Below are 22,886 nucleotides of genomic sequence, written 5' to 3'. Positions count from 1 at the left end.
AGTAAGTTTGTTCGGTTTTGAGCCGCTACAAAGTGATAGCCATTTCATATTTTTGACTCTAAGCCGTCACATAAAGTAATTAAATTACACGAATATTTTTATATTTAGGGTGGTTGACCTTAGTAAGACAAAGTTTTTAACTTATAGTTTCCTAAAGGTAGCAATAAATATTAAATAAAGTATCTCCGATGACACGACTTCTCTCTCGCCCCTACCCCCTGGGCGCAACATTGAATAAAGAAGGCTGTAACTTCTCTATTCATGCTCCGGGCGTAAAAGACATTCAACTGGCATTGTTTGCAGACGATGGCAGCTACGAGCTTCGCGGTTTACCGAATGAATACGCTGGCATACGTCATACTTTTATTCCAGATATTAAGCCGGGGCAAAAATACGGTTATCTTGTCTCCCACAAGGACGAGCCACTGTTAATTTCTGATCCGTACGCAAAATCAATAGATAAAGCCCTCCACTATCATCCTCCCTACTCTCCAGCCAAAAGTTTCGATATGCCGAAGTGCGTCGTTATCGAAGATGATTTTGACTGGCAAAACACGGATCACCCGCGTATACCCAGAGAAGAGATGGTGTTGTTTGAGACGCACGTCAAAGGGATTACCCAACGCCACCCAGAGGTTGAGGACAAGCTGAGGGGGCGCTATTTAGGTCTTGCATCACCTGAAATGCTGGCCTTTTACAAACAGCAAAACATCAACACGCTGCAATTGCTACCTGTCGCAGCATGCATGCATGAGCCTCACCTACTAGAGATGGAAAAGGTCAATTATTGGGGATACAACCCTTATCTCTTTATGGTGCCCGATCCGCGCTACGCAGAACAAGACGCCGTTACGGAATTAAAAACAACAATTCGCGAATTGCATAAAAACGGTATCGAAGTGATTCTCGACGTGGTTTACAACCACACTGCTGAAGGTGGTGAAGGGCCTACAATTTTCAACCTGAAGGCCCTCGATTCCTGTTTTTACATCAAACATGGCAACCACTTCGCCAATTACACTGGCTGCGGAAATACAGTGGATCTCACCTACCAACCAGCCTTAAACCTTGTGATGGATACATTGCGCTACTGGGTTAGCGAATTTAAAGTCGATGGCTTCCGTTTTGACTTGGCTGCAACGTTAGGTCGACAGGGCGATGATTACAACCCAGAAGCAGCTTTCTTTAAAGCCGTTGCGCAAGACCCAATTTTGCGTGAAACCAAATTGATTGCCGAACCTTGGGATATTGGTCCAAATGGCTACCAAGTGGGTAACTTTCCATTTGGTTGGAACGAATGTAATGACAAACTGCGTGATATTTCCCGCAGTTTTTGGCGCGGTGATCAAGGCTATTTAAAAGAGTTTGCCACTCGATTAATGGGCTCTCGTGACATTTACAGTGCAGCGAACTGGCCATACAAACTCACCGTAAATTACATCACGTATCACGATGGCTTCACACTGCAAGATTTAGTGTCTTACAAGCACAAACATAACGAAGCCAATGGCGAAGAAAATCGCGACGGTCACGGTGACAATCGTTCAGAAAACTACGGTGTTGAAGGCGAGACCGAAAATCTGATGATCATCGCCACGCGTGAGAAGCAAAAACGCAACCTTATTGCTAGCTTGCTGTTTGCCTTCGGTATCCCACACATTCTCACTGCTGATGTTCTGTCTCACACCCAAGGCGGTAACAATAATGCCTATTGCCAAGATAACGAAACCAGTTGGCTGAACTGGGAAGAGACAGAACGTAAGCAACATTTCAAAGCATGGATGTCACAAATGGTCGCCAACCGAAATCAATACATGGTGCCATTTATCCGAGCTTTCAGTGGCGAGAATCGCAATAACAACCGTATTTTCTGGCGCCGTACAGACGGTCGCTTAATGGAGCACGATGATTGGAACCGTTTAAGCTCTGTCGCACTTCACCTTGGTATCGGTAAAGAAGGGCAAGAGCTGGTCTACCTCATCAACCAAACTAACGCCACAGCTCGCTTTAAGCTCCCCAATGAGCGAAAGCAAGAATGGGTGACGATCTGTGATACAAACGTACGTAATCTCAACCCAGGACATGCTGAAGGCGAAGTCTTGCTGTCACCCACCTCGATGGTGATTTTGCACTATCAACCAAACCAAAGCACACCAAAAGGTGAGCAAACGCATAGCTAAGTTATAAACGCTCCAAAAAAGGAAAGCCGATGCATCTCAGTGCTTCGGCTTTTTTGTTGGTTAGATGTGCCTAACTCATTATTCGCAAGGCGGCGCTAGGTGAATCAAAGCTAACCCACCCAGTGACGTCTCGCGGTATTTCTTGTTCATGTCCTTGCCCGTTTGGTACATGGTTTCAATCACCTTATCCAACGAGATCAAACATTTACTATTACGCTTTAGTGCCATGCGAGATGCATTGATCGCTTTCATTGCACCCATTGCATTACGCTCAATACACGGTACTTGCACTAAGCCACCAATTGGGTCACAAGTCATGCCTAGTGAGTGCTCCATGGCGATCTCGGCCGCAATACAAATTTGTTCATTGCTGCCACCACGTAGCGCGGTCAAGCCAGCTGCCGCCATAGAAGAAGAAACACCGACTTCGCCCTGACAACCCACTTCGGCACCCGAGATAGACGCATTAGTTTTGTACAAAATGCCAATCGCACCGGATACAGCAAGGAAGTCTTTAAGCTGTTTAGTATCGAGCTCTTTGATGAAGCGATGGTAGTACATCAATACCGCTGGAATCACACCCGCCGCACCATTAGTTGGCGACGTTACGACTTGTCCACCAGCCGCGTTTTCTTCACTCACAGCAAAAGCAAACAGGTTAATCCAATCCATGATTTCCATTGGATCGTTTTCAATCGCTGCATTTGCTTCAAGCTTCTTCAACAAGTTAGGCGCACGGCGGGTCACGTTCAAGCCACCATCCAAGATACCTTCTGTCTCGAAACCGCGCTCCATGCAACGCGTCATCACACGCCAGATCTGTTCTGCGCGTTGATTGATGGCTTCCATATTCTGAAACGCTTGTTCGTTTTTCAGAATCATGCCGCCGAGGCTCATGCCGTTCTTCTCTGCTTGTGCCAACATTTCGTCCGCACTGGAGAATGGAAACTCAACTTCTACAGGAGCAGTCGCACTGCCATTTTGCAGTTCATCTGCCGTTGCGATAAAACCGCCACCGATAGAGTAGTAAGTTTCAAACCCAACCTGATTGCCGTGCGCATCTAAGGCAGTGATCGTCATACCATTCTCATGCAGAGGAAGGTTCTCTTCGTGGAACAACATATCCGTTTTGTAGTTGAATTCGATTTCATGACGGCCATCGACAGACATCATGCCCTCTTCAATCGCCTTGCGCATCGCTTTGTTCGCAGAAGCGATTTTGATGGTATCTGGTTTATTACCCAACAGACCCAAAATCGTTGCACGGTCAGTATGGTGACCAATCCCCGTTAACGAAAGTGAGCCGTATAAATCGACTTGAATACGAACCACTTTAGCCAAGTTCGATTCAATCAAACGAGTGAAATGGTAACCCGCGATCATTGGACCATTGGTGTGAGAGCTAGAAGGGCCCACACCAATCTTGTAAATATCAAAGATGGACAGCATAAACTTACCTATTACGACAATGCAGCATAAAGCCAATCAGGGAGAACCATACAAGCGGCGATGGTCGCCACAGCGAACACCAATAGCCCGTAATGGCTTGCGGTTGGCTTTGCAAAAAGATGTTTTTGATTATTGATAAAGATTTGTTGCTCGGCAGTCACAGCGCCCCAACGACGGCTCACTAACACACCAAACAAAAGGAAGACGAACGTACCAATTGGCGCGAACCACGGCCAAGCCACGTCGAGATACATCGCAGTAAACACCGCAATCACACTCATGATACTGCCAACGATCACGCCTTTCTCATTGGCTTTTGCCCAGAATAAGCCAAGCACGAATGAACCAAGACGGATACCAACAAAGATGGAAGTCAAGCTAGCGATGGTTTTGAGTACCGATTCATTCGATACCGCCAGTAGAGCTGGCACTACCACCATAGCCGCAGCAAGCAAACTCATCTTTCTTGCGACTTTTTCGTAGTGCTCATCATCGGCACTTTTACGAACGAAACGCTTATAGATATCGAACGTCGCGACGGTGGCCATCGAGTTGTAGGTCGAGTCCAAGGTCGACATTGCGGCCGCTGCCAATGCGGAAATGATCAAACCAACCACAATTGGGTTAGTGTGGTTGAAAACGAAATCCAAAATCACTTCGTTACTGTTTTCAAACGATTGATCTTGATAGAAAACACTCAGAAGAACACCGAGTACCGCGAAGAATAAGTACACAAAAAACGCACCGTAACCACACAACAGCATTGACTTCTGCGCCGTCTTTTCACATCTCGTCGCTAACGTGCGTTGGATGATCAATTGGTTGGTGCCGTACACACTCAAATGCAAAAAACTCACGGCAACCACGCCAGCCCAGAGTGTGGTATCTACGCCCAAATCAAAGTCTAAGTTGATGATATTCAGGTGATCACGAGAAAGGTAATCTGCCGTATTAATCTCCTTCATTAGAATGGCAAAGATAGCGATGCTGCCCGCCACCAATACAGCAGATTGCAACATATCGGTCCAGATCACCGTGGAAATCCCACCCGCATAGGTATAGCAAGCGGTGAAAATACTAATGTAGATAATAGCTTCAGAAATACTGATAGGCAGAACTTGCACTAAGATTAGCGCCACGGCATACAAAATCACACCCGCAGAGATACATTGAACCACAATGAACACAATCGAGTTGATGGTTCTTGCATACACCCCAAAGCGGTGCTCAAGGTATTCATAAATCGAAGTCAAGCCCAGCTTATAGAAGACAGGCACAAAGAAAATGACGGTGAAAAAGATAACGATGGGATAGTTAAGGTGAATACTCATCGCTTCCATGCCAGAGCTATAAACCCAACCAGGCATCCCTACAAACGTCATCGCACTAATGTAAGTCGCAAGTATCGAAACACCCGCCGTAAACCAACCAAATTGCTTTCCACCCGTGGAAAAGTCGCCACCATTGCTGTAGCGCTTATTCACTAAATAGCTGATTAGTATGGTAATTGCTACATATAACGCAATCACCACAAAACTTGAGTACGTAACCATTTCAGGGTTTCCATAATTCTGGGTGCTAATTATTTGTGCTTGGATATTACTTTAAAAAAGCATATCTAAACGATAATCCCGCCATAACTGTGACTATAATCACCAATATAGACGGTTATATATTCAAAAATGCCAAAAAGACCGATTTAATGAGACTCCCATCACTAAAAACCACCAATTGGGTACGCATTCATTTTAAAATTGATATTGATCACGGATCTAATGACCTTAAAAAAACTATGATTCACCACGACACGAAATCGAAGATGATCCCAATAAGATCGTGTTCTTTAAGTTTGAATAGCAACAAATCCTAAGTGAAATAGAGGTTTATCGGTCATGAATGCCAAAAGACACATGAGCGAAGTTCCTATGATTCAAAGGGTAGCTGCCTATCTAGCGATACTGGTTGGTTACTTTTTCTATTGTTATAACTTTGTAATTATTGACTACGTACGCCCATACATCGTTGAAGCGTATGATGGTATTAGCCTGTCAGACACTGCCCAGTTCTATACATGGCAGTCGGTTGGTGCACTTATCGGTGCATTGAGCTGTGCTTGGTTCGCAACAAAATTTGGTAAGAAATCCACTCTTATTACCATCACAGCCCTAAACGGTGGCGCAACGATCATCAATATGATGTTCACCGACTACACAACATGGGCAGCAATGCGTTTCATCATTGGTTTGTCACTGGGTGGTTACTTCACCGTGGCAGTAAGCTTGATGATCGGCCTATTTACGCCAACGGTACGTGGTAAGTTGACGGCATTCGCGTCTTCTATGTTCTCTGTAGCACTGATGGTAATGGGTGCGTATGCAGCATTTATTGCAAGCATTGATGCACCATGGGAAAGCCTAATGCTTGTAGGTGGTATCCCACCATTGGCAGCGGCTGTTGTCATGATCTTTGTACTACCTAGCGACAGCAAAGTGATCGCTTACGGTGAAGAAGAGCAAGCAAAAGCAGAAGAATCAAATGCACCAGCGAAAAAAGGCTCTTGGGGCGAAATGCTAAGCAAGCCTTACCGTAAGATCACTCTAACGTGTCTATTACTGGCTGGCCTTAACTTCTACGGTTTCCAATTCTTTGGTGGCTTCGTAACCACTTACCTACGTGATGTACGTATGTTCGACGGTGCAACCATCGGTCTCATCTTCTCTATCTCAGCATTTGGTTCACTGTTTGGTGCGTGGTTCTGGGGTTGGGTAGCTGACAAATTCGGTCGTAAGGTGAACGCATTTGGCTTCATCCTAGCGGGCATCATGGTTTCAATCTTCTTTGTTGCACCTGGCGACATGGTGATTGGCGGCCTAAACATGCTGGCTCTACTTGGCCTGATTTACAACTTCGGTCTGTCTTCTTCAGCGGTATGGGGTGGTTACTTCTCAGAACTGTTCCCAGCACACCTACGTAGCTACGGCGCGGCGCTATTCCACGGCGGTCGTATCCTCGGTATGTGGGCACCAATGGTACTTATCTTCATCCAAGAGCGTACCGACCTACAAACCGCAATGTGGGGTTCACCAATCGTATGGATCCTTGCTGGTCTTCTATGGCTATCACTGCCAGAGACACTAAAAGGCGGCGTGCTCGATAAGAGCAAAAAAGCCGAAGCAGCAAAAGCGTAACTGAATTTCAAAAACTCCGGCTGGCTCCCCGGCCGGATGAAAAAACTTAATTTCGAGTCCTGTTCCCAAAGCCGACTCGACAGCAAATAAGAGAGTTTATTATGTCTAAATATCAAGAAGCGAAACGCGTTGTACGTGAATACTTCAGCGCAATGGAAAACGCAACTCACGAGAACGTGGCAGAAGTACTAAAAGCACACACTTCAGAAGATTACCTATGGCGTGGTGTTTACCCATTCCGTGAGCAACAAGGCGCTCAAGCAGCGGCTGACGTTTTCTGGGCTCCTTTGATGAAATCAATGACTCGCATGCAGCGTCGTCAAGACATCTTCATCGGTGGTGAGAACGAAGTAACATCAGGTGAAATCTGGGTAATGAGCATGGGTCACTTCATGGGTCTATTCGACGCTGAATACCTAGGCATGCGCCCAACTGGCAAAATCATGAACATCCGCTACGCAGAATTTAACTGTGTTGAAAACGGCAAGATCACTAAGACTGGCCTATTCCTAGACCTTCTAGGCGCGATGGACCAAGCGGGTTGTTACCCACTACCACCATCAACAGGTAAGCACTTCGTATACCCTGGTCCTCGTAACCACGATGGTCTACTGTTCGAAGACGCAGCACCAGAAGAAGGCGTAGCAACACTAGCACTAGTGAACAAGATGGTTGATGACCTATCTGCACTAAACGACAGTGGCGCTATGGGTTGCCCACCAGAAGTTCTTGAGAAGAGCTGGTCTAAAGACATGATCTGGTACGGTCCATGTGGTATCGGTGCGTCTTACACAATCCCTCGTTACCAACAGCAGCACCAATTGCCGTTCCGTAACAACCTGAAAGACAAGAAGTTTAACGGCCACGTATGTCGTTTCGCAGAAGGTAACTTCTCTTGTTTCTTCGGCTGGCCAAACCTATCTAACACGCCAATCGGTGGTTTCCTAGGTATGACAGGTGGTGAAGTACGTGCAGACATGCAAGTGGTTGACGTTTACTACCGTGATGGCGACAAGCTATCTGAGAACTGGGTACTGATCGACCTACCTTACTGGCTAAAACAGCAAGGTCTAGACGTGTTCGAGCGTACTCAACAGATCCTAAACCCTTCTCTATAAGAAGTCCTAGGGGCGGATTGTCAACCCGCCTTTATGTTGCCTGAATCCCCTCTCGGTTCAGGCGACATGCTCCCAACTCGTGCCTCAAGGATGGGGCACAACCTCAAGATAGACCCCTTATTCAAAACGGGCATGAACGCACGGTGGCTTTCTGCGCCCTGAATAATGAGATTGATGATGAAAAAGTCGACCCTTTCTGCAGTGATTTTAGCAGCGCTTACTTCTAGCTCAGCCTTTGCTGCACACACTTTTGTTAATGACGCAGGCGACAGCCTAACCATCGATGGCCGTTTCGATCTTCGCTACCAAGACCGTGGCGGTGATGACAACGGCGAATGGAACAGCGGCAGCTCACGTTTCGGTTTGAAAGGCCAAATGGGTCTGGATAACGGCTGGACTGGTTTCGGTCACGCGGAATGGGGCTACAACTCTGGCGCGAACGGCGACAACATTTACGACCGCTTGCTATACGCAGGTGTTGATCACGAAAAATACGGCAAGATTGCTGCGGGTACTAAGCAGTGGTCTACCTTCTACGACGTAGCATGGTACACCGATTTAGGTCGTGTATTCGGTACTCGTGGCTCAGGTGTTTACAACCTAGCTGACTGGGGTATCGCATCCGGTGCTGGTCGTGCGGAAAACTCAATTACGTACCGTAATTCAATTAATGAAAAAGTGAGCTACGGCTTTACTTACCAAACCACGCGTGAAGATGTTGCTCTAGCAAGCAATGCGACAGCCTCACTGAAAAACGGCATGGGTGCGTCTATCACTTACAAACCCGTTGATGGCGTAACACTTGGTGCGGCTTACCATCAAAATGAAGTTGCGGATCTAGACGCAAGCGTGGTTGGCGTAGAAAACGGCGACAACATGCGCATCATGCTATTGGGCGCAAACTACAGCAACGGTGGCTTCTACGCAGGTGCGACTTTCCACGTTGGTGAAAACTGGGAAGCAGTGAGCCAAGGCGGTACGGACGTAATGTTCGATACCCTAGGTGGCGAAATCTACACTTACTACCACTTCGACAACGGCCTACGCCCAACGTTGAACTACAACTACATGGAAGATCGCGGTGACGAGACGCAAGGTTACGAGCGTAACTTGCTGATTCCTGGTGTTGAATACCACTTCCAGAAGAACAAATTCCTAGTTTGGACTGAATACCAATTCGACCTAGGTAAAGATCAGTACGATGGCAGCAAATTCGAAAATCGTGATGATCAATTCGCGGCAGGTATTCGCTACTACTTCTGATAATACTCATCGCTCACCACCTATACCCAAGTAGCCTTAAGGTGGTGAGTGATGAAGTTCTTATCAACACAAAGCAAAGTTATCTTGAAGCCAAGTAGTCATCACTTCACTAACCATTAAAGGCTGCTCCAGCGTAGATAGATGCCCACACTCAGGGATAACATGAAGCGTGACGTTTGGGATGCATCTCTCCATGAGCAGGTGATTGTCTAGCGGACAAAGCTTATCTTCTTTACCTGTTATCACCAACGTAGGAACTTGAATGTCCGCCAATAAAGGTCGAGCATCCGGGCGAGTTGCTAACGCTTTAGCATGCGCTTCAAATGCCTCCAAACCTACATTGACCGCCATGCCTTCAATACGCTCTGTCAACACTTTGTCTTGCAAACGGCTGGGATGAATCAGCACAGGCATCAGAGTGTCAGGCGTAATGCGTTCAAACTCACCACTTAACGCACGGCTAACCAGTGCATCACGCTTTTGTGTCACCTCTGGCTTTTCATCTGCTGCATTGGTATCCATGAGGATCAAGCCTTTGACTCTGTTTGGCGCTTGACGGTACACCTCAAAGGCAAGAATCCCACCCATTGATAAGCCACCCAAGACAAACTCCTGCGGTGCGTCTTGCAACACTCTCTGCGCCAGCTGTTCCATTGACGGCAATGAAGCCAGCGTCGGGCATGAAGGCTCAACCCAACTTGGCAACGCTCGGTTGACTTCCTCAAACAATGTGCCATCACAAAGTAGTCCGGGTAGCCAAACTAACGAGGTGGGTTGCGTCATTTTATTCTCCTGCCAGCGGCTTTGGTTGATCAGACCCAAGAATGCAATACGTCAAACTATTACCACGCAAGTTCGTCAGTGAATAAGACGCACCTTCTGGAACATTCAGCACATCACCGCGCGTTAAAACAACACTCGCTTGTTCGCCTTGATGCGTGAGGACCACTTCAGTATCGCCATCAAAGTTGATAAGCACTTGTTTTTCTTCTCGGCAGTGTTGAGGAATCGAGCCACCTTCAGAAAGCTCATAAGCCATGATGCTCGCTTCATCTTCACTCTTTACTTGGAAGTCATAACTCGCCAAAGGATGACCCGTTAAGGCGTATTGTTTCACGTTGCTTCCGCCGAAATCGCCTTTGATTTCACGATAATCTTTTTGCAGAGCGACAAATGGCATCATCTCTTCTGCGGTGTAGGTATCGAAGGTCGCGAGCTCTTCTTCGGTAAGCAGCGGCATCAATTCTGATTCTTGTGGCACCGGGTCGCCATTAATGGTGTCCACGAGTGTGCCATCGGCTTTGAGGTATAAACCATAACCTTGACTGTCTTTAATAACGTTTGGATGCCAAATAACGCCACCACCTGAATCGTCGCCGCCAAGTACCGAGAACATAAAGCCGTAATCGCGGCCAACCACTTCAAATCCACGGAAGAGATTGGTTGGAATCGAGATGACGTCACCGTGAGACAACACCGCCTCATGCTCTCCATCGTTCCCCCAATAAAAACGGAACTGACCTTTGAACACCAAGAAAAGCTCAGCGGTGCGATGAGAATGTAACGAATTTTTGATGCCCGGCGGTTGGCCTGCGGCACCAATATTAAAGCCCGCCGTATCGCGAATATGAACATGCTGACGACTGCTCTCTGCCACCCCTTCACCGATAATACAAAAGTTATCTTTGAGATCACTGCCTGGCGTGCGCGCATCAATAAACGCACTCGTACCCGGAATCAGTTCCATGTAGCGGACCAGGTTATTATTCATTTTAGATTGTAGAGTCATTGTAAATCCTTGTTGTCTTTGTTTGGACCTAGCCTTTGAATTGTTAGTTACAAACCTAAAGTTAGTTACAGACCTAAAGTTAGTTACAGACCTAAAGTTAGTTACAGACCGAAAGTGTGTTACAGACCTAAAGGTCGCCCACCATCAACCGCGATGGTATTGCCTGTCGAGAAGGTCAGAAGATCTGCCGCGGCGTACACGGCTTGAGCGACTTCTTCATCATTGGCTAAACGCTTAAGCGGTGTGGATTGTTCTTGTTGATTACGCCATGCGTCATCCAAGCCTTTGACAAACTCAGTGTCGACAAGCCCTGGAGCAACAGCCAAAACGCGAACCTCGGGAGACAGAGCGCGAGCTAAAGAACGGGTCATGTTCTCCGCGGCAGATTTACTTGCACAGTAAGCAATGTTGCTCCCCATCGCAGTCTGTGCCGCGATAGAAGTAATGTTCACCACACAACCATTGGCTTGCTTAAGCCAAGGCTCAAACGCTCGAACCATGGCAAAAGGCGCACGAACATTCACTTGGAATATTTGGTCAAACAGCTGGTCATCTAAGCTTTGCAAATCAGAGTGCGCGACGAATTTCGTCATCCCCGCACAGTTGACCAACAGATCCAGCTTGTCGCTTATTTCACTGACTTGATGTTTAAGCTGTTCAATCGCACTAGAATCTGCCACGTTCAATTTGAATGCTAGATGCTCGTTACGTGGCAGCGAGGAAAGCACATCCTCGGCCGCTTTCTGATTACTGTTGTAAGTCAGAATTACGCGATATCCCGATTCAGCTAGCTTGCGACAAATGGCGGCACCCAGTCCGCCACTGCCGCCTGTGACTAAGGCAAGTTTCGACATATTACGCCTCTTCTACTTTGCCTTTGTAACGGCGCACACGAATATCCGCTTGCTCTTTGTGGCCAGCAAAACCTTCGAGTGCACACAAGCGAGAGCAGTACTCACCGACTTTTAGCGACGCAGCTTCCGTTACACGCTGGTAAGTACAGGTCTTGATAAATTTACCTACCCAAAGACCACCGGTGTATCGCGCCGCTTTCTTCGTTGGCAGTGTATGGTTGGTACCAATACATTTATCGCCGTAAGAAACGTTGGTTTCACGACCTAGGAACAAGGCACCGTAGTTGGCCATGTTATCTAGGAAGTATTTAGGATCTTCGGTCATAATTTGAACGTGTTCAGACGCAATATCGTCTGCCACTTCCACCATTTCTTCGTAGCTATCGCATACGATCACTTGTCCGTAATCTGCCCACGCTTTACCCGCAACTTCAGCCGTAGGGAGAATGGTTAACTGACGTTCAATCTCTTTGATGGTTTCTTGCGCAAATGTTTCGCTATTGGTCAACAATACAGCGGGAGAGTTGTAACCATGCTCAGCCTGACCAAGCAAGTCTGCCGCTGCCAATTCCGGGTCACAGCCTTTCTCATCAGCAATGACCAAGGTTTCCGTTGGCCCTGCAAACAAATCGATACCAACGCGACCAAACAACTGACGTTTTGCCTCTGCTACAAATGCGTTACCCGGCCCTACAATCATATCGACTGGCGCAATAGTCTCCGTGCCCAATGCCATAGCTCCTACCGCTTGAACACCACCGAAGCAGTAGATTTCATCCGCACCCGCCATTGCCATCGCAGCGACAATCGCGACGTTCGGCTGGCCGTTAAACGGAGGCGCACAAGCAATAACACGTTTTACGCCCGCGACTTTCGCCGTCAGTACACTCATGTGAGCGGATGCAACCAATGGGTATTTTCCACCAGGGATGTAACAACCCACGCTGTTTACTGGAATATTTTTATGCCCCAGTACCACACCAGGCATGGTTTCTACTTCGACGTCTTTCATTGAGTCACGTTGAATTTGAGCAAAGTTTCGAACTTGTTGCTGAGCGAACTCGATATCATGACGAGTCGATTCATCAAGCGCATCCACACAGGCTTGGATTTGCTCTTCTGACAGGCGGAATTGCTCCGGCGACCAGTTATCAAACTTTTCAGACAACTCACGTACAGCGCTATCACCTTTCGATTCAATATCAGCAAGAATGTTTTCAACAATCTGACGCACTTTTGCGTCGTTTGATGCTGATGCTTCTTCAGTGATTCCGTTTTTTAAAATGCGTGCCATTGGGTTTCTCCTTGAACATTGAGGCTGACGAACGGTTATTTTTATGTTTTTGGATACGAATGCAAAATCAGATTAAACACTTAATTAACATTTGACAAGTTAAGTCAACAAACCAAAAAAACCACCCTTAAGCCTTTGTATTGATTAATTTAAACAAATAAAAGTAAGTAATAAGGACCTTGATCGAGTTTAATTTTTAATCAAAAATGAGTTTTAGATCACATCATTTTTACTCATCATTTACATTTCACCGTGTTAGTTTTTGCATACCTTTGCAAAGGAGAGAATTATGAGCAATTTTAAGCAACGTCTGACTAAAGAAACGCTATTAGGTACATTTGTTAAAACCCCTCATCCTCACATTATCGAGGTATTGGCACTGGCAGAGTTGCCTTTTGTGGTACTGGATGCAGAGCACGCACCTTTCGATCGTTCCTCGCTTGATCTGTGCATCATGGCGGCCAGAGCGAATGACCTCGCGTGCGTGGTACGAGTACAAGACAGCGCCCCTTCAACCATTTTGAACGCGCTTGACTGTGGCGCGGCGGGTGTACAAATTCCCCATGTTTGTACTGCTGAGCAAGCGACGCAACTGGCGAAAATCTGCCATTACGGCGAAGGTGGCCGAGGGTATGCTGGTTCCAGTCGAGCAGCGCAATACGCCACTAAGCCCATGGTTGAACACTTAAAAGACAGCCGTGCGAATACGATTGTCATTGCACAAATTGAAGACCCTCAAGGGGTCGAAAATGTTGAAGCGATTGCCAATGTTGAAGGTATTGATGCGCTCTTCATTGGCCAAGTTGATCTCACTGTCGCTTATGGTGCTGATAGCGTTCATGATGACAAAGTCGCACAAGCAAGTATGCGAGTAATCGAAGCGGCCAGAGCCGCCAATAAACCTGTTGGCATGTTTGTCGCGACGGCTCAACAAGCTCGGGAATGGCGTGAACTCGGCGTTAGCTTCTTTTGTGTTGGGTCTGAGCACAAAATGATCATTGATGGCTTCAAACAAGAGAGAAATGTGATGAATTCTTGAGTTTTCTCTGATATTTACGCCTTATCAATGTAATGCTCTAGACACAGAAATCCCCTAGCCCATACACTCAGCACGTATGAGAAGGTTCAATGGCCTTAAATAAGGAGTATCACCATTAAAGCGAAAGTAACTTCGATCGACGTCGCGAAGATGCTCGGCGTCTCTCAATCGACGGTATCTAGAGCATTCAGCCCGACTGCGAGTATTAGCGAGAAGAAACGCAAAATGGTGATGGATGCCGCAGCTAAGCTCGGATACACACCGAATGCCATCGCCCGAGGTCTGATTTCGAATCGTTCAGGCTTAGTGGCGATTGCGTTAGATAGCGAATCAAACCCAATGTACGACATGCAATCTCGTGCTTTGGCTGTCGAAATTCAAAAGCGTGGCGGACAAGTTGTGCTTTGCCCTATCGACAAGGACGACCTCGATCTCGCCATTTCACGCGCCATTGAATACCAAGTGGACGGACTCGTTATCGCCACCAGCCGTTTAACCTCACGCGCGTTTGCCCAATGCGAAAAGTTTGGCGTTCACTTAAGCTTGATCAACCGCTACGCCGAAGGCATTAATGCCAACAGCTCTGGTATTGATAACCGCTTGGCGGGCCAACAAGCTGCGGAGTATTTAGCGCATAAAGGCGCAAAACAGTGTGCTTATATCAGTGGCGATGCTGGCTCCATGACCAGTGAAGAGCGTTGGCTGGGTTTCTCTTCAAAATTGCAAGAACTCGGCTCCCCGTCACCAACCTTTATCCAAGCCAAGTACAGCTTTGAAGCAGGCTTAGAAGCGGCGAAAGCGATCTTGTCGCACACTAGCAAACCCGATGCAATTTTTTGTGCAAACGACATCCTCGCCATGGGTGTGATGGATGGCTTGCGACAAGCCGGAGCAAAGATCCCCCAAGACTTCTCTGTGATGGGTGTAGATAACATTCCGATGTCTGCATGGCCGAGCTATGATTTGACCACCATTGCTCAACCAGTCGACAAAATTGTTAAACGAGCGGTTGAAGACTTGATGAATCGAATCAATGGCAACCTGGATGCAACTGGCGAATACCTTTTCGAGCAAGGCACCTTGATCGAACGTAGTAGCACCATTTAATAAATCCATTTTTATTCATTCTTCATAAAAAAAATGCCTTGCTTTCGAGTAAGGCATTTTCTGTGATCACGATTAAATTTTCACCAATCGTTATTTAATTCCTCATCAATTCATCAATCTTGTTATTGACTTGTTACTTTAATGTTTTATTTTGGATTCGTATGCAAAATGGATATGAATTGCTCAACTAATTTATAAAAACATAAAAAGTTGTGTGACTTGCCGACGAATGCCCATGGCAGGTCATACCAAAAACAAGGAAGAACGATGAAGAAAGCAATCCTTACTTCACTTACCGCACTGGGGCTTGCATTTAGCAGTATGAATACGTTTGCAACCAGTGTTATTCGTCTTGCTCATGACAGTCAAGAAACCTCTCCCGTACACAAAGCAATGCTCTATTTCGAACAAGAAGTGGAAGCTCGCTCAAACGGTGAGATAGAAGTTGAAATCTACCCGGCGAGACAACTGGGCGATGTGCGCGAAACCACTGAACTCGTACAGCAAGGCAACTTACAAATGACGTTTGGTGCGTCAGTTTTACTCTCTCCCTACGTCCCAGAGTTTAACGTGCTCGACGTGTTCTACCTTTTTGATAGCGAAGAGCAAGCACACAAAGCGCTCGACAGTGAGAAGATCGGACAACCATTGTTGAATGCTATGGAATCAAAAGGCTTTCATGGACTTGGCTTTATGGAGGTCGGCTTTCGTAGCGTGACTAACAACAAACAGCCAATTGATAGTATTGAGGACCTGAAAGGGCTAAAGATTCGCTCGGCATCTAACCCCACTCAAATAAGCGCGTGGAAATCTATTGGTACTGCGCCAACACCTCTGTCTTGGGGAGAAATTTTCACCTCGTTACAACAAGGCCTGATTAACGCTCAAGAAAGTGCTATCTACTCTATTTATGCCGAACGTTTTTACGAGGCACAAAAGTACCTCTCTTTGACTAACCACATTTACACCAACTACGTGTTGTTCATGAACAAATCGTTTTGGGATTCACTGCCGGCCGAACAACAAACGCTGATCAGTGAAGTAAGCAAAGAAACCATCGCAAAACAGCGTGAGCTCGCCGCGCAGCAAAACCAAGAAGTAATCAAAGAGCTCGAAGCAAAAGGCATGACGGTTAACATCGTCCCAGACGAGGTACGCAGCATCATGAAAGAGAAAATGAATGCGTCCGTGCACCAGGACTTGCGCAGTAAAACGGGTAAAGACTTGTTTGACAACGTGATGGCCGAGATAGAACGCCTATAACTCCCACTCTTTTGCACGATCTGGCAACAGGTCGTGCTTTCTCGTTTTGGAGGTGAACATGAAGTGGTTTCGCTTACTAGACAAATACCTAGAACCTACCCTTATCGTTATCGCGATCTCGACGATGACAACTTTACTGTGCTTGCAAATCGCACTACGCCTATTTGACGCAACGATCGCGTGGGCTGAAGAGCTGGCACGTTATTTATTCGTATGGGCGATGTACCTGAGCATCAGCTATTGTATCCGAGATGATCGACACATCCGCATTCGTGTGTTCATCAATAAACTTCCGGGCAATTGGACGCAATTCAGTTTGATTGTTTCTGATCTTATCTACCTTGCCTTTAGTGCCACTGTCGCCTGGTTTGGATTTAAGGTGATCAATCGCAGCCTGCAACTCGGTCAGATTGCACCCGCAATGGAAATTCCTATTGCGTGTTTGTATGCCTCTGTTTTAGTTTGCGCACTATTAAGCTGCGCGCGCCTAGTGACAAGCATTTATCAACGTGTGAACGCGTGCTCCACCAGCAATGAACGAGTTCGCTTTTCTCGCCAACGCTATCGCCATATCAAAGCAAAGTACCGTACTTCTAACCGACTATTGGAGTTTAACGCATGACGTCTGCACTTTTGTTTGGCAGCTTTGGTCTGCTTCTGCTCATTGGCGTTCCGGTCGGTATTGCCCTGGCGGCAGCCAGTATGGTCGCGATACTCAGTCTGCCGTTTCTTAACATCGAGTTTTTAGTCCAAGGAATGGTAACAGGGCTCGACTCCTTCCCTCTCCTCGCCGTCGTTCTATTTACCTTGGCAGGTAACCTTATGAGCCAAGGAGGGATCTCAAAACGATTATTACACGTGGCGGAGGTCTTCTTTGGCCACTTTACTGGTGGGCTTGGTATCGTGGCCATTGTGGCGTGTATGTTCTTCGCATCCATCTCTGGTACAGGGTCTGCCACTGTTGCCGCTATCGGCCTGACGATGATTCCCTCGATGGTGAAGAAAGGCTACGACCGCAGCTTTGCAGGTGCTTTAATCGCTTCCTCCGGCGGAATTGGCGTCATTATTCCACCCTCTGTGGTGATGATCGTCTACGCGATCACTGCTGAAGTCTCCGTCACTAAGATGTTCATGGCGGGCATCATTCCTGGCTTGGTCGTCGGTATGGTTTTGATCGGCTACTGTCTAATTGTCTCCAAAATGCGGGGCTACACCGGTAACGAGCACAGAGCGACTTGGGCAGAGCGTCTTGATGCGTTAAAAGAAGCCAGTTGGGCAATGCTACTACCCGTTATCATTCTCGGTGGCATCTATTCCGGAATCTTCACGCCTACCGAATCAGCCGCCATTGGTGTGCTCTATGGCTTGTTCTTTGGCATGTTTGTTTATAAAGAGCTCAAACCAGCGCAAGTTGTGAAAATCATTCTAGAGTCGTCAGTGTTAGTTGGCGCAGTGCTCGTTATTGTGGGTGCGTCCGTGACGTTTGGCCGCATATTGACCCTAGAACGTCTACCGACCGAGATTGCTCAGTTCATTCTATCGATTACCGAAAACAAACTTCTGATACTGCTTTGCATCAATGTTCTGTTGTTGCTCGTCGGTACCTTTATGGAAACGCTGGCGGCCATTGTTATTCTCACGCCAATTCTGTTACCCATTACGTCAGCACTCGGCATGGATCCCGTTCATTTTGGTATCGTGATGATCGTGAACTTGGCCATTGGCTTTGTTACGCCTCCTCTGGGTGCCAACCTGTTTATGGCAAGTCAGGTAGGCAAAGTACCGATAGAGTCGCTCTCTAAAGCCATCATGGGTTGGATTGGTGCAATGATAGTGGCGTTGATGTTGATTACCTTCATCCCTGCCATCTCGCTATCGTTACCTGCGCTTTTATCCTGATCGTTGCACTCATAGAGCGCTTATGACTGTTATAGCCACTAGATAAACACCTTTCTAGTGGCTTATTCGTTATTTACTTCCGATTTAATAAAAAAGCCTTTAAGCATTCGTATGCAAAAGGAAAATTTGAAAGATATAAGGATAATTGACACCAAAATAGCTGAATATTAGCGATAAAGTCTATTTGGGTGCCTTGATCTGCATGATTATCAGTTTTGGCTTAATCATTTGTTTCCATTCAAACAGATAAAAATAAATTAAGCGATTAAAAAACAATAAGATATTAGGAAATTCATACAAAAAACTTTGACCTCCTTTCTTATTAACACGTCTCGATAAGAGATAGCTTCCATCTCTCCTGTACTTTTTTAGTTTATTTTCCGCTCAATTGTTAAAAATCTGATCATCAGCACGCTATTTAAACAATCGAAAAACAATCCGTTGACAAAATGGCAACATGATATATTTTGAATACGTAATCAAAACATAATTATTCAATTACGGAGGTGATTTATGGCCATGGTTGGCTTCGATGAAAAGTGGCGTGATTTTCCCGACTACATTCTTGGTATCACAAAAGAGATTTGGGAAGACCGAGGTTTAAACACCTTAGAACACTACTACTCTCCCGACATTGTTGTGCGTACTCCACTCTCTATCGTTCAAGGAAACGAAGGGGTGATCAGTGCAACAATGGCGACACTGGCCGAGTTTCCCGATCGCACGCTATATGGCGAAGACGTCATTTGGTCAGGCACCCCGGAACAAGGCATGCTTTCTTCTCATCGAATCATCTCTACTGCAACACACAGTGGCAACGGCTTCTACGGGCAAGCCTCGAACCGCAAACTTCGTTTCCGTATTATCGCAGATTGCCACGCTATCAATAACCAAATCAATGACGAATGGTTGGTTCGCGATCAAGCCGATATCGCGAAACAACTGGGTATGACGTCAGAAGAGTTTGCACGCCAACAAATCGAATTTGAAGGTGGCGTGGAATCAAGCCCATTTCCGTTCACACCTGAAGTCGACATTCCTGGACCTTATTTGGGCGTAGGCAACGACAACGAATATGGTCAGCGCTATGAAGCAATTCTCAGAAGCCTTATGAATGCCGAGTTCTCTATAGTACCGAAAGAGTACGACCGCGCTTGCATCGGCGAATACACTGGCGGTCAAAATGCCCTATCACACTCGGAAGTCGATCATTTTTGGATGGCACTTCGTGCGTCTTTCCCAAATGCTCAATTTACCGTTCACCATCGTATTGGCCGGGATGACGACATGATGTCACCACGCGCTGCAATTCGATGGTCTTTGCACGGTAAGCATGAGGGATACGGGATGTTTGGTAAGCCTTCAGGAAAAGAGGTTTACATCATGGGGATCAGCCACGCTGAGTTTGGCCCTTGGGGTCTTCGTCGCGAATTCACTTTGTTTGACGAGACCGCAATCTGGAAGCAAATCCTGCTACAGCAAGGCTAACGGCTGACTAAACACTATTTATTAAAATCACAGACAGTAAGGAAGCAACATGTCACTCAACATCATCGAACAGTTCTACCAGAACTACTTCAAAGCCGCAGACATCGAGCAAAAACAGGCCGCTCTGCAAGCTTTGAACCCTGACGTAAAATGGTGCGTGGCGCACCCTGTGAACGATCTTAATGGCCCAGATGCAACCCACAAATCTTTCCTCTCACCACTTGTTAATGCTTTGCCTGACGCCGAGCGCCGACCAATAATTGTGATGCACGGCGAATACGAAGGCCGCACTTGGTACAACTCTACCGGCTACTTTATCGGTACATTTGAACAACCACTATTTGGCATACCAGCAACAGGGAAAACGCTCTACTTGCGTTACACCGAAATGGTGTGTGTGGAGAACGACCAAATCACCGAATCTTACATGATCCCAGACTTCATCGACGCGATGAATCAAGCAGGCTGCAACCCTCTTCGTAAAAGCTTAGGTCACGATGGCTTGGTTCCTTCTCCTGCGACGTCAAACGGTATCCAACAATCTGTTGTGTCTTTGGAAGAAAGTGAAAAGAGCGCCCAGCTGGTTGAAGATATGCTGTCTTGCTTGGGTCGTTTTGATGGCAAAGATCTTTTCTCGATGGATCTTGAAAACTACTGGCACAATGACTTCATGTGGTACGGCCCTGCTGGTATTGGTACTACGCGCGGTATCAAAGGTTTCCGTAACCACCATCAAGCGCCATTTGTGTTTGCGTTCCCAGATCGAAGTGTCGATATTGAGGTCAATTTTTTGGCCAAAAATGACTACGTATCCACAGGTGGTTGGCCACATATGCATGGTACTCACACTGGTTACAGTGGCTGGCTCGGTCTTGCCCCAACCGGAAAACACATCGAACTTCGCGTTATGGACATTTGGCGACGCGAAGGCGATTTACTGAAGGAAAACTGGGTGGCGATCGACATCGTTCATATCCTGCTGCAACTTGGCTATGACGTGTTTGCACAAATGAAAGAACAGTTAGAAGGACCTAATTATGCATGAGTTTGGCGCACTTAACTGGAGCATCCTTGGGGGATACATCGCCCTCACGCTAGTACTGGGGGCGGTAATTGGAAAGCGAGTCACTTCAGCTAGCCAATTCGCCTTGGGTGATAAGAGCATCCCTTGGTGGGCGATCGGTATTTCTGTCGTTTGTACTTACGTGAGTGCCATGTCGTTCCTTGGCGGGCCAGCTTGGTCTTACAAAGAAGGCCTGTCGGTTATCGCGATTCACCTCAATTATCCGCTGGTGATCTTCTTCATCGTGGCTGTATTTATGCCATTTTTCTACAACAACGGTTTAACCTCTATCTACGAGTATCAAGAACGACGCTTCGGCAAGGCTTCACGACTGACTTTGTCGTTTATCTTCCTTATCAAACAAGCATTGAGTTCGGCAGCCGTACTCTACGCGACAGCAATGATTTTAGAGTTCATTACTGGTATCGACGTGATGTACTGCATCATGATCGTCACTGCAATTGCCCTTATCTACACCGTAATGGGCGGTATCGCGGCTGTCATTTGGACCGATGTGATTCAAGCAGTAATCTTATTTATTGGCGCATTCATCATCATTGAAGCCGTTTGGAATGGCATGCCTGCTCCAATGACGGAGGTCATGGCAGAACTCAAAGCGAAAGGAATGACCGATGCCCTACAAACAAGTTTTGACCTAAGCCAAGTAACGACGGTATGGGCCGGCGTTATCGCAATGACGATGTTCCACACCACCGTGTATGGCGGTAACCAGATGATGGTACAACGCTGTATGGCCGCGAAAAACATGGGCGATGCGAAAAAGGCAATGTTGATGATGGGCTACGTGGCCTTCTTTATTTACTTTGTCTTTATCTTGCTTGGCGTACTGTTCAACGCTTATTACGACGGTAAAGAGTTTGAAAACGGCAACACCATCATTCTTCATTATGCGAGTGAATATGGAATGCCAGGCTTGATGGGCATCATTGCCGCTGCGATTCTGGCGGCAAGTATGTCGAGTCTCGATTCCGCCTTTAACTCAATGGCGACCGTTTCTGTGGCTGACTTTTACAAACGCTTCTACAAGCAAAACGAGTCGGAAGAGCACTACTTAAAGGTATCGCGTTTCTTCACGGTGGCGTGGGCGATTTTGGTCATCATTCCAGCGATCATGTTTGCCACCAGCACAGGCTCGGTACTGGAAGTGCTGAGTAAGGCAGGCTCTTACTTTGTCGGTGCGAGCTTCTGTATGTTCGTCCTTGGTTTCTACTCAAAACACATTACGGAAAAAGGCTTGTTAATTGGCGTTGCTGCTAGCTTCTTGGTGATTTGGTATGTAGCCGTTGCGACCGATATTGCGTGGCCTTGGTATTGCGTGATTGGAGTCCTTGTGAATGCCGTTGTCGCTTACATTGCTAGCCTTCTCCTGACGGGTAAACAAGATGAAATGCATCTTTACACAGTGAAAGGCCAGCAAGCGGAATATGCTCGTCTAAATAAACCAATCAAGGAAGATGGTTGGTATGTCGTTCCCGGCAAAATCGATGCTCCATGTTATGGCTTACTAGTGATGTTTGTATTCTCTCTCGTGATGCTTTGGGGGATCAACGCGTTTACCGACAACGCTCCTATGCTGATTAACTTTATGCGTGGCTGCTCTATTCTTGTCGCTACCGCTTGCATCGGATACATGGGGTATTCACTCCTCTCCCCAAAACGTAAAGTTGCAGTCAAACAAGCAAATTAATGTTCTTTACGCAGATACTGTACGTCCAACAAACGGACAGTATCTACGCTCTAGATCTAGTGCTAGCTCAAAGCAAACCAAATGGGTTAACCCACATTTTGCTTTTTAACACTCCAAAGCCATTATTCTACTTAGGATACCCCGTCAGAACATTTATGAATACGTACCTATTTATGCTAGTCTT

The 22,886-nt window shown here is 46.7% G+C and carries 18 protein-coding genes; 12 read left to right on the top strand and 6 right to left on the bottom strand.

Going from position 1 to position 22,886, the window contains the following annotated elements:
• Window positions 1-188 precede the first annotated feature (188 nt).
• Window positions 189-2,180, top strand: coding sequence for a glycogen debranching protein GlgX (gene glgX / locus KI742_RS06530; protein WP_065275519.1), 1,992 nt, complete (start codon window positions 189-191; stop codon window positions 2,178-2,180).
• Window positions 2,181-2,258: 78 nt separating this feature from the next.
• Here the strand turns inward: glgX and KI742_RS06525 are convergent, their stop codons facing one another.
• Both KI742_RS06525 and KI742_RS06520 read right to left on the bottom strand, forming a co-directional pair.
• Window positions 2,259-3,629: an L-serine ammonia-lyase gene (locus KI742_RS06525; protein ID WP_213873737.1), complete on the bottom strand. Its 1,371-nt coding sequence runs from the start codon at window positions 3,627-3,629 to the stop codon at window positions 2,259-2,261.
• Between the two features lie 11 nt (window positions 3,630-3,640).
• Entirely contained in the window at window positions 3,641-5,182 is a 1,542-nt protein-coding gene (locus KI742_RS06520; protein WP_285385315.1) for a sodium:solute symporter, read from the bottom strand.
• Window positions 5,183-5,521: 339 nt separating this feature from the next.
• Between KI742_RS06520 and KI742_RS06515 the strand changes: the two genes are divergently transcribed.
• From KI742_RS06515 to KI742_RS06505, 3 genes are all read left to right on the top strand, one after another.
• Window positions 5,522-6,817, top strand: a complete 1,296-nt coding sequence (locus KI742_RS06515; protein ID WP_053307975.1) for an MFS transporter — start codon at window positions 5,522-5,524, stop codon at window positions 6,815-6,817.
• Between the two features lie 101 nt (window positions 6,818-6,918).
• Window positions 6,919-7,935, top strand: a complete 1,017-nt coding sequence (locus KI742_RS06510) for a nuclear transport factor 2 family protein (protein WP_005374772.1) — start codon at window positions 6,919-6,921, stop codon at window positions 7,933-7,935.
• 177 nt (window positions 7,936-8,112) lie between these two features.
• On the top strand, window positions 8,113-9,198 hold the full coding sequence (locus KI742_RS06505; protein ID WP_062730895.1) for a porin: 1,086 nt from the start codon (window positions 8,113-8,115) through the stop codon (window positions 9,196-9,198).
• A 63-nt stretch (window positions 9,199-9,261) separates the two neighbouring features.
• Here the strand turns inward: KI742_RS06505 and KI742_RS06500 are convergent, their stop codons facing one another.
• From KI742_RS06500 to hisD, 4 genes are all read right to left on the bottom strand, one after another.
• On the bottom strand, window positions 9,262-9,981 hold the full coding sequence (locus tag KI742_RS06500; RefSeq protein ID WP_053350176.1) for an alpha/beta fold hydrolase: 720 nt from the start codon (window positions 9,979-9,981) through the stop codon (window positions 9,262-9,264).
• 1 nt (window position 9,982) lies between these two features.
• Entirely contained in the window at window positions 9,983-10,987 is a 1,005-nt protein-coding gene (locus KI742_RS06495; RefSeq protein WP_285385318.1) for a cupin domain-containing protein, read from the bottom strand.
• A gap of 119 nt (window positions 10,988-11,106) precedes the next feature.
• Window positions 11,107-11,841: an SDR family NAD(P)-dependent oxidoreductase gene (locus KI742_RS06490; protein WP_025768659.1), complete on the bottom strand. Its 735-nt coding sequence runs from the start codon at window positions 11,839-11,841 to the stop codon at window positions 11,107-11,109.
• Between the two features lies 1 nt (window position 11,842).
• Entirely contained in the window at window positions 11,843-13,135 is a 1,293-nt protein-coding gene (gene hisD / locus KI742_RS06485; RefSeq protein ID WP_285385319.1) for a histidinol dehydrogenase, read from the bottom strand.
• 289 nt (window positions 13,136-13,424) lie between these two features.
• Here hisD and KI742_RS06480 point away from each other — a divergent pair, with 289 nt between their 5' ends.
• From KI742_RS06480 to KI742_RS06445, 8 genes are all read left to right on the top strand, one after another.
• Window positions 13,425-14,174 carry an HpcH/HpaI aldolase/citrate lyase family protein gene (locus KI742_RS06480; protein ID WP_285385320.1) on the top strand — a complete coding sequence of 250 codons (750 nt, stop codon included), beginning with the start codon at window positions 13,425-13,427 and terminating at the stop codon, window positions 14,172-14,174.
• A gap of 150 nt (window positions 14,175-14,324) precedes the next feature.
• Complete coding sequence (locus KI742_RS06475) at window positions 14,325-15,281, top strand: LacI family DNA-binding transcriptional regulator (RefSeq protein ID WP_005383428.1); 957 nt, start codon at window positions 14,325-14,327, stop codon at window positions 15,279-15,281.
• A 267-nt stretch (window positions 15,282-15,548) separates the two neighbouring features.
• Complete coding sequence (locus KI742_RS06470; protein WP_285385322.1) at window positions 15,549-16,544, top strand: TRAP transporter substrate-binding protein; 996 nt, start codon at window positions 15,549-15,551, stop codon at window positions 16,542-16,544.
• Between the two features lie 58 nt (window positions 16,545-16,602).
• The gene (locus KI742_RS06465) at window positions 16,603-17,166 is read left to right on the top strand and encodes a TRAP transporter small permease (protein WP_213960563.1); all 564 of its coding nucleotides are present in this window, start codon (window positions 16,603-16,605) and stop codon (window positions 17,164-17,166) included.
• The gene (locus tag KI742_RS06460) at window positions 17,163-18,443 is read left to right on the top strand and encodes a TRAP transporter large permease (protein WP_017634488.1); all 1,281 of its coding nucleotides are present in this window, start codon (window positions 17,163-17,165) and stop codon (window positions 18,441-18,443) included. The genes KI742_RS06465 and KI742_RS06460 overlap by 4 nt, the downstream gene beginning before the upstream one ends.
• A 513-nt stretch (window positions 18,444-18,956) precedes the next feature.
• Entirely contained in the window at window positions 18,957-19,931 is a 975-nt protein-coding gene (locus KI742_RS06455) for an ester cyclase (protein WP_054574863.1), read from the top strand.
• A 49-nt stretch (window positions 19,932-19,980) separates the two neighbouring features.
• Complete coding sequence (locus tag KI742_RS06450; RefSeq protein WP_285385324.1) at window positions 19,981-20,976, top strand: ester cyclase; 996 nt, start codon at window positions 19,981-19,983, stop codon at window positions 20,974-20,976.
• Window positions 20,969-22,702 (top strand): sodium/solute symporter, encoded by a 1,734-nt coding sequence (locus KI742_RS06445; RefSeq protein ID WP_005383442.1) that lies wholly within the window; start codon window positions 20,969-20,971, stop codon window positions 22,700-22,702. The genes KI742_RS06450 and KI742_RS06445 overlap by 8 nt, the downstream gene beginning before the upstream one ends.
• Window positions 22,703-22,886 lie beyond the last annotated feature (184 nt).

It is taken from the genome of Vibrio sp. D417a (assembly GCF_030248595.1).
Classification (GTDB): Bacteria; Pseudomonadota; Gammaproteobacteria; order Enterobacterales; family Vibrionaceae; genus Vibrio; species Vibrio alginolyticus.
This window is presented reverse-complemented; position numbering and strand designations above follow the sequence as displayed.

What these genes read in the sequence shown, in the direction of transcription:
- glgX (WP_065275519.1), top strand. Translation starts at nt 189, where the DNA reads ATGACACGACTTCTCTCTCGCCCCTACCCCCTGGGCGCAACATTGAAT.
- KI742_RS06525 (WP_213873737.1), bottom strand. Translation starts at nt 3,629, where the DNA reads ATGCTGTCCATCTTTGATATTTACAAGATTGGTGTGGGCCCTTCTAGC.
- KI742_RS06520 (WP_285385315.1), bottom strand. Translation starts at nt 5,182, where the DNA reads ATGGTTACGTACTCAAGTTTTGTGGTGATTGCGTTATATGTAGCAATT.
- KI742_RS06515 (WP_053307975.1), top strand. Translation starts at nt 5,522, where the DNA reads ATGAATGCCAAAAGACACATGAGCGAAGTTCCTATGATTCAAAGGGTA.
- KI742_RS06510 (WP_005374772.1), top strand. Translation starts at nt 6,919, where the DNA reads ATGTCTAAATATCAAGAAGCGAAACGCGTTGTACGTGAATACTTCAGC.
- KI742_RS06505 (WP_062730895.1), top strand. Translation starts at nt 8,113, where the DNA reads ATGAAAAAGTCGACCCTTTCTGCAGTGATTTTAGCAGCGCTTACTTCT.
- KI742_RS06500 (WP_053350176.1), bottom strand. Translation starts at nt 9,981, where the DNA reads ATGACGCAACCCACCTCGTTAGTTTGGCTACCCGGACTACTTTGTGAT.
- KI742_RS06495 (WP_285385318.1), bottom strand. Translation starts at nt 10,987, where the DNA reads ATGACTCTACAATCTAAAATGAATAATAACCTGGTCCGCTACATGGAA.
- KI742_RS06490 (WP_025768659.1), bottom strand. Translation starts at nt 11,841, where the DNA reads ATGTCGAAACTTGCCTTAGTCACAGGCGGCAGTGGCGGACTGGGTGCC.
- hisD (WP_285385319.1), bottom strand. Translation starts at nt 13,135, where the DNA reads ATGGCACGCATTTTAAAAAACGGAATCACTGAAGAAGCATCAGCATCA.
- KI742_RS06480 (WP_285385320.1), top strand. Translation starts at nt 13,425, where the DNA reads ATGAGCAATTTTAAGCAACGTCTGACTAAAGAAACGCTATTAGGTACA.
- KI742_RS06475 (WP_005383428.1), top strand. Translation starts at nt 14,325, where the DNA reads ATGCTCGGCGTCTCTCAATCGACGGTATCTAGAGCATTCAGCCCGACT.
- KI742_RS06470 (WP_285385322.1), top strand. Translation starts at nt 15,549, where the DNA reads ATGAAGAAAGCAATCCTTACTTCACTTACCGCACTGGGGCTTGCATTT.
- KI742_RS06465 (WP_213960563.1), top strand. Translation starts at nt 16,603, where the DNA reads ATGAAGTGGTTTCGCTTACTAGACAAATACCTAGAACCTACCCTTATC.
- KI742_RS06460 (WP_017634488.1), top strand. Translation starts at nt 17,163, where the DNA reads ATGACGTCTGCACTTTTGTTTGGCAGCTTTGGTCTGCTTCTGCTCATT.
- KI742_RS06455 (WP_054574863.1), top strand. Translation starts at nt 18,957, where the DNA reads ATGGCCATGGTTGGCTTCGATGAAAAGTGGCGTGATTTTCCCGACTAC.
- KI742_RS06450 (WP_285385324.1), top strand. Translation starts at nt 19,981, where the DNA reads ATGTCACTCAACATCATCGAACAGTTCTACCAGAACTACTTCAAAGCC.
- KI742_RS06445 (WP_005383442.1), top strand. Translation starts at nt 20,969, where the DNA reads ATGCATGAGTTTGGCGCACTTAACTGGAGCATCCTTGGGGGATACATC.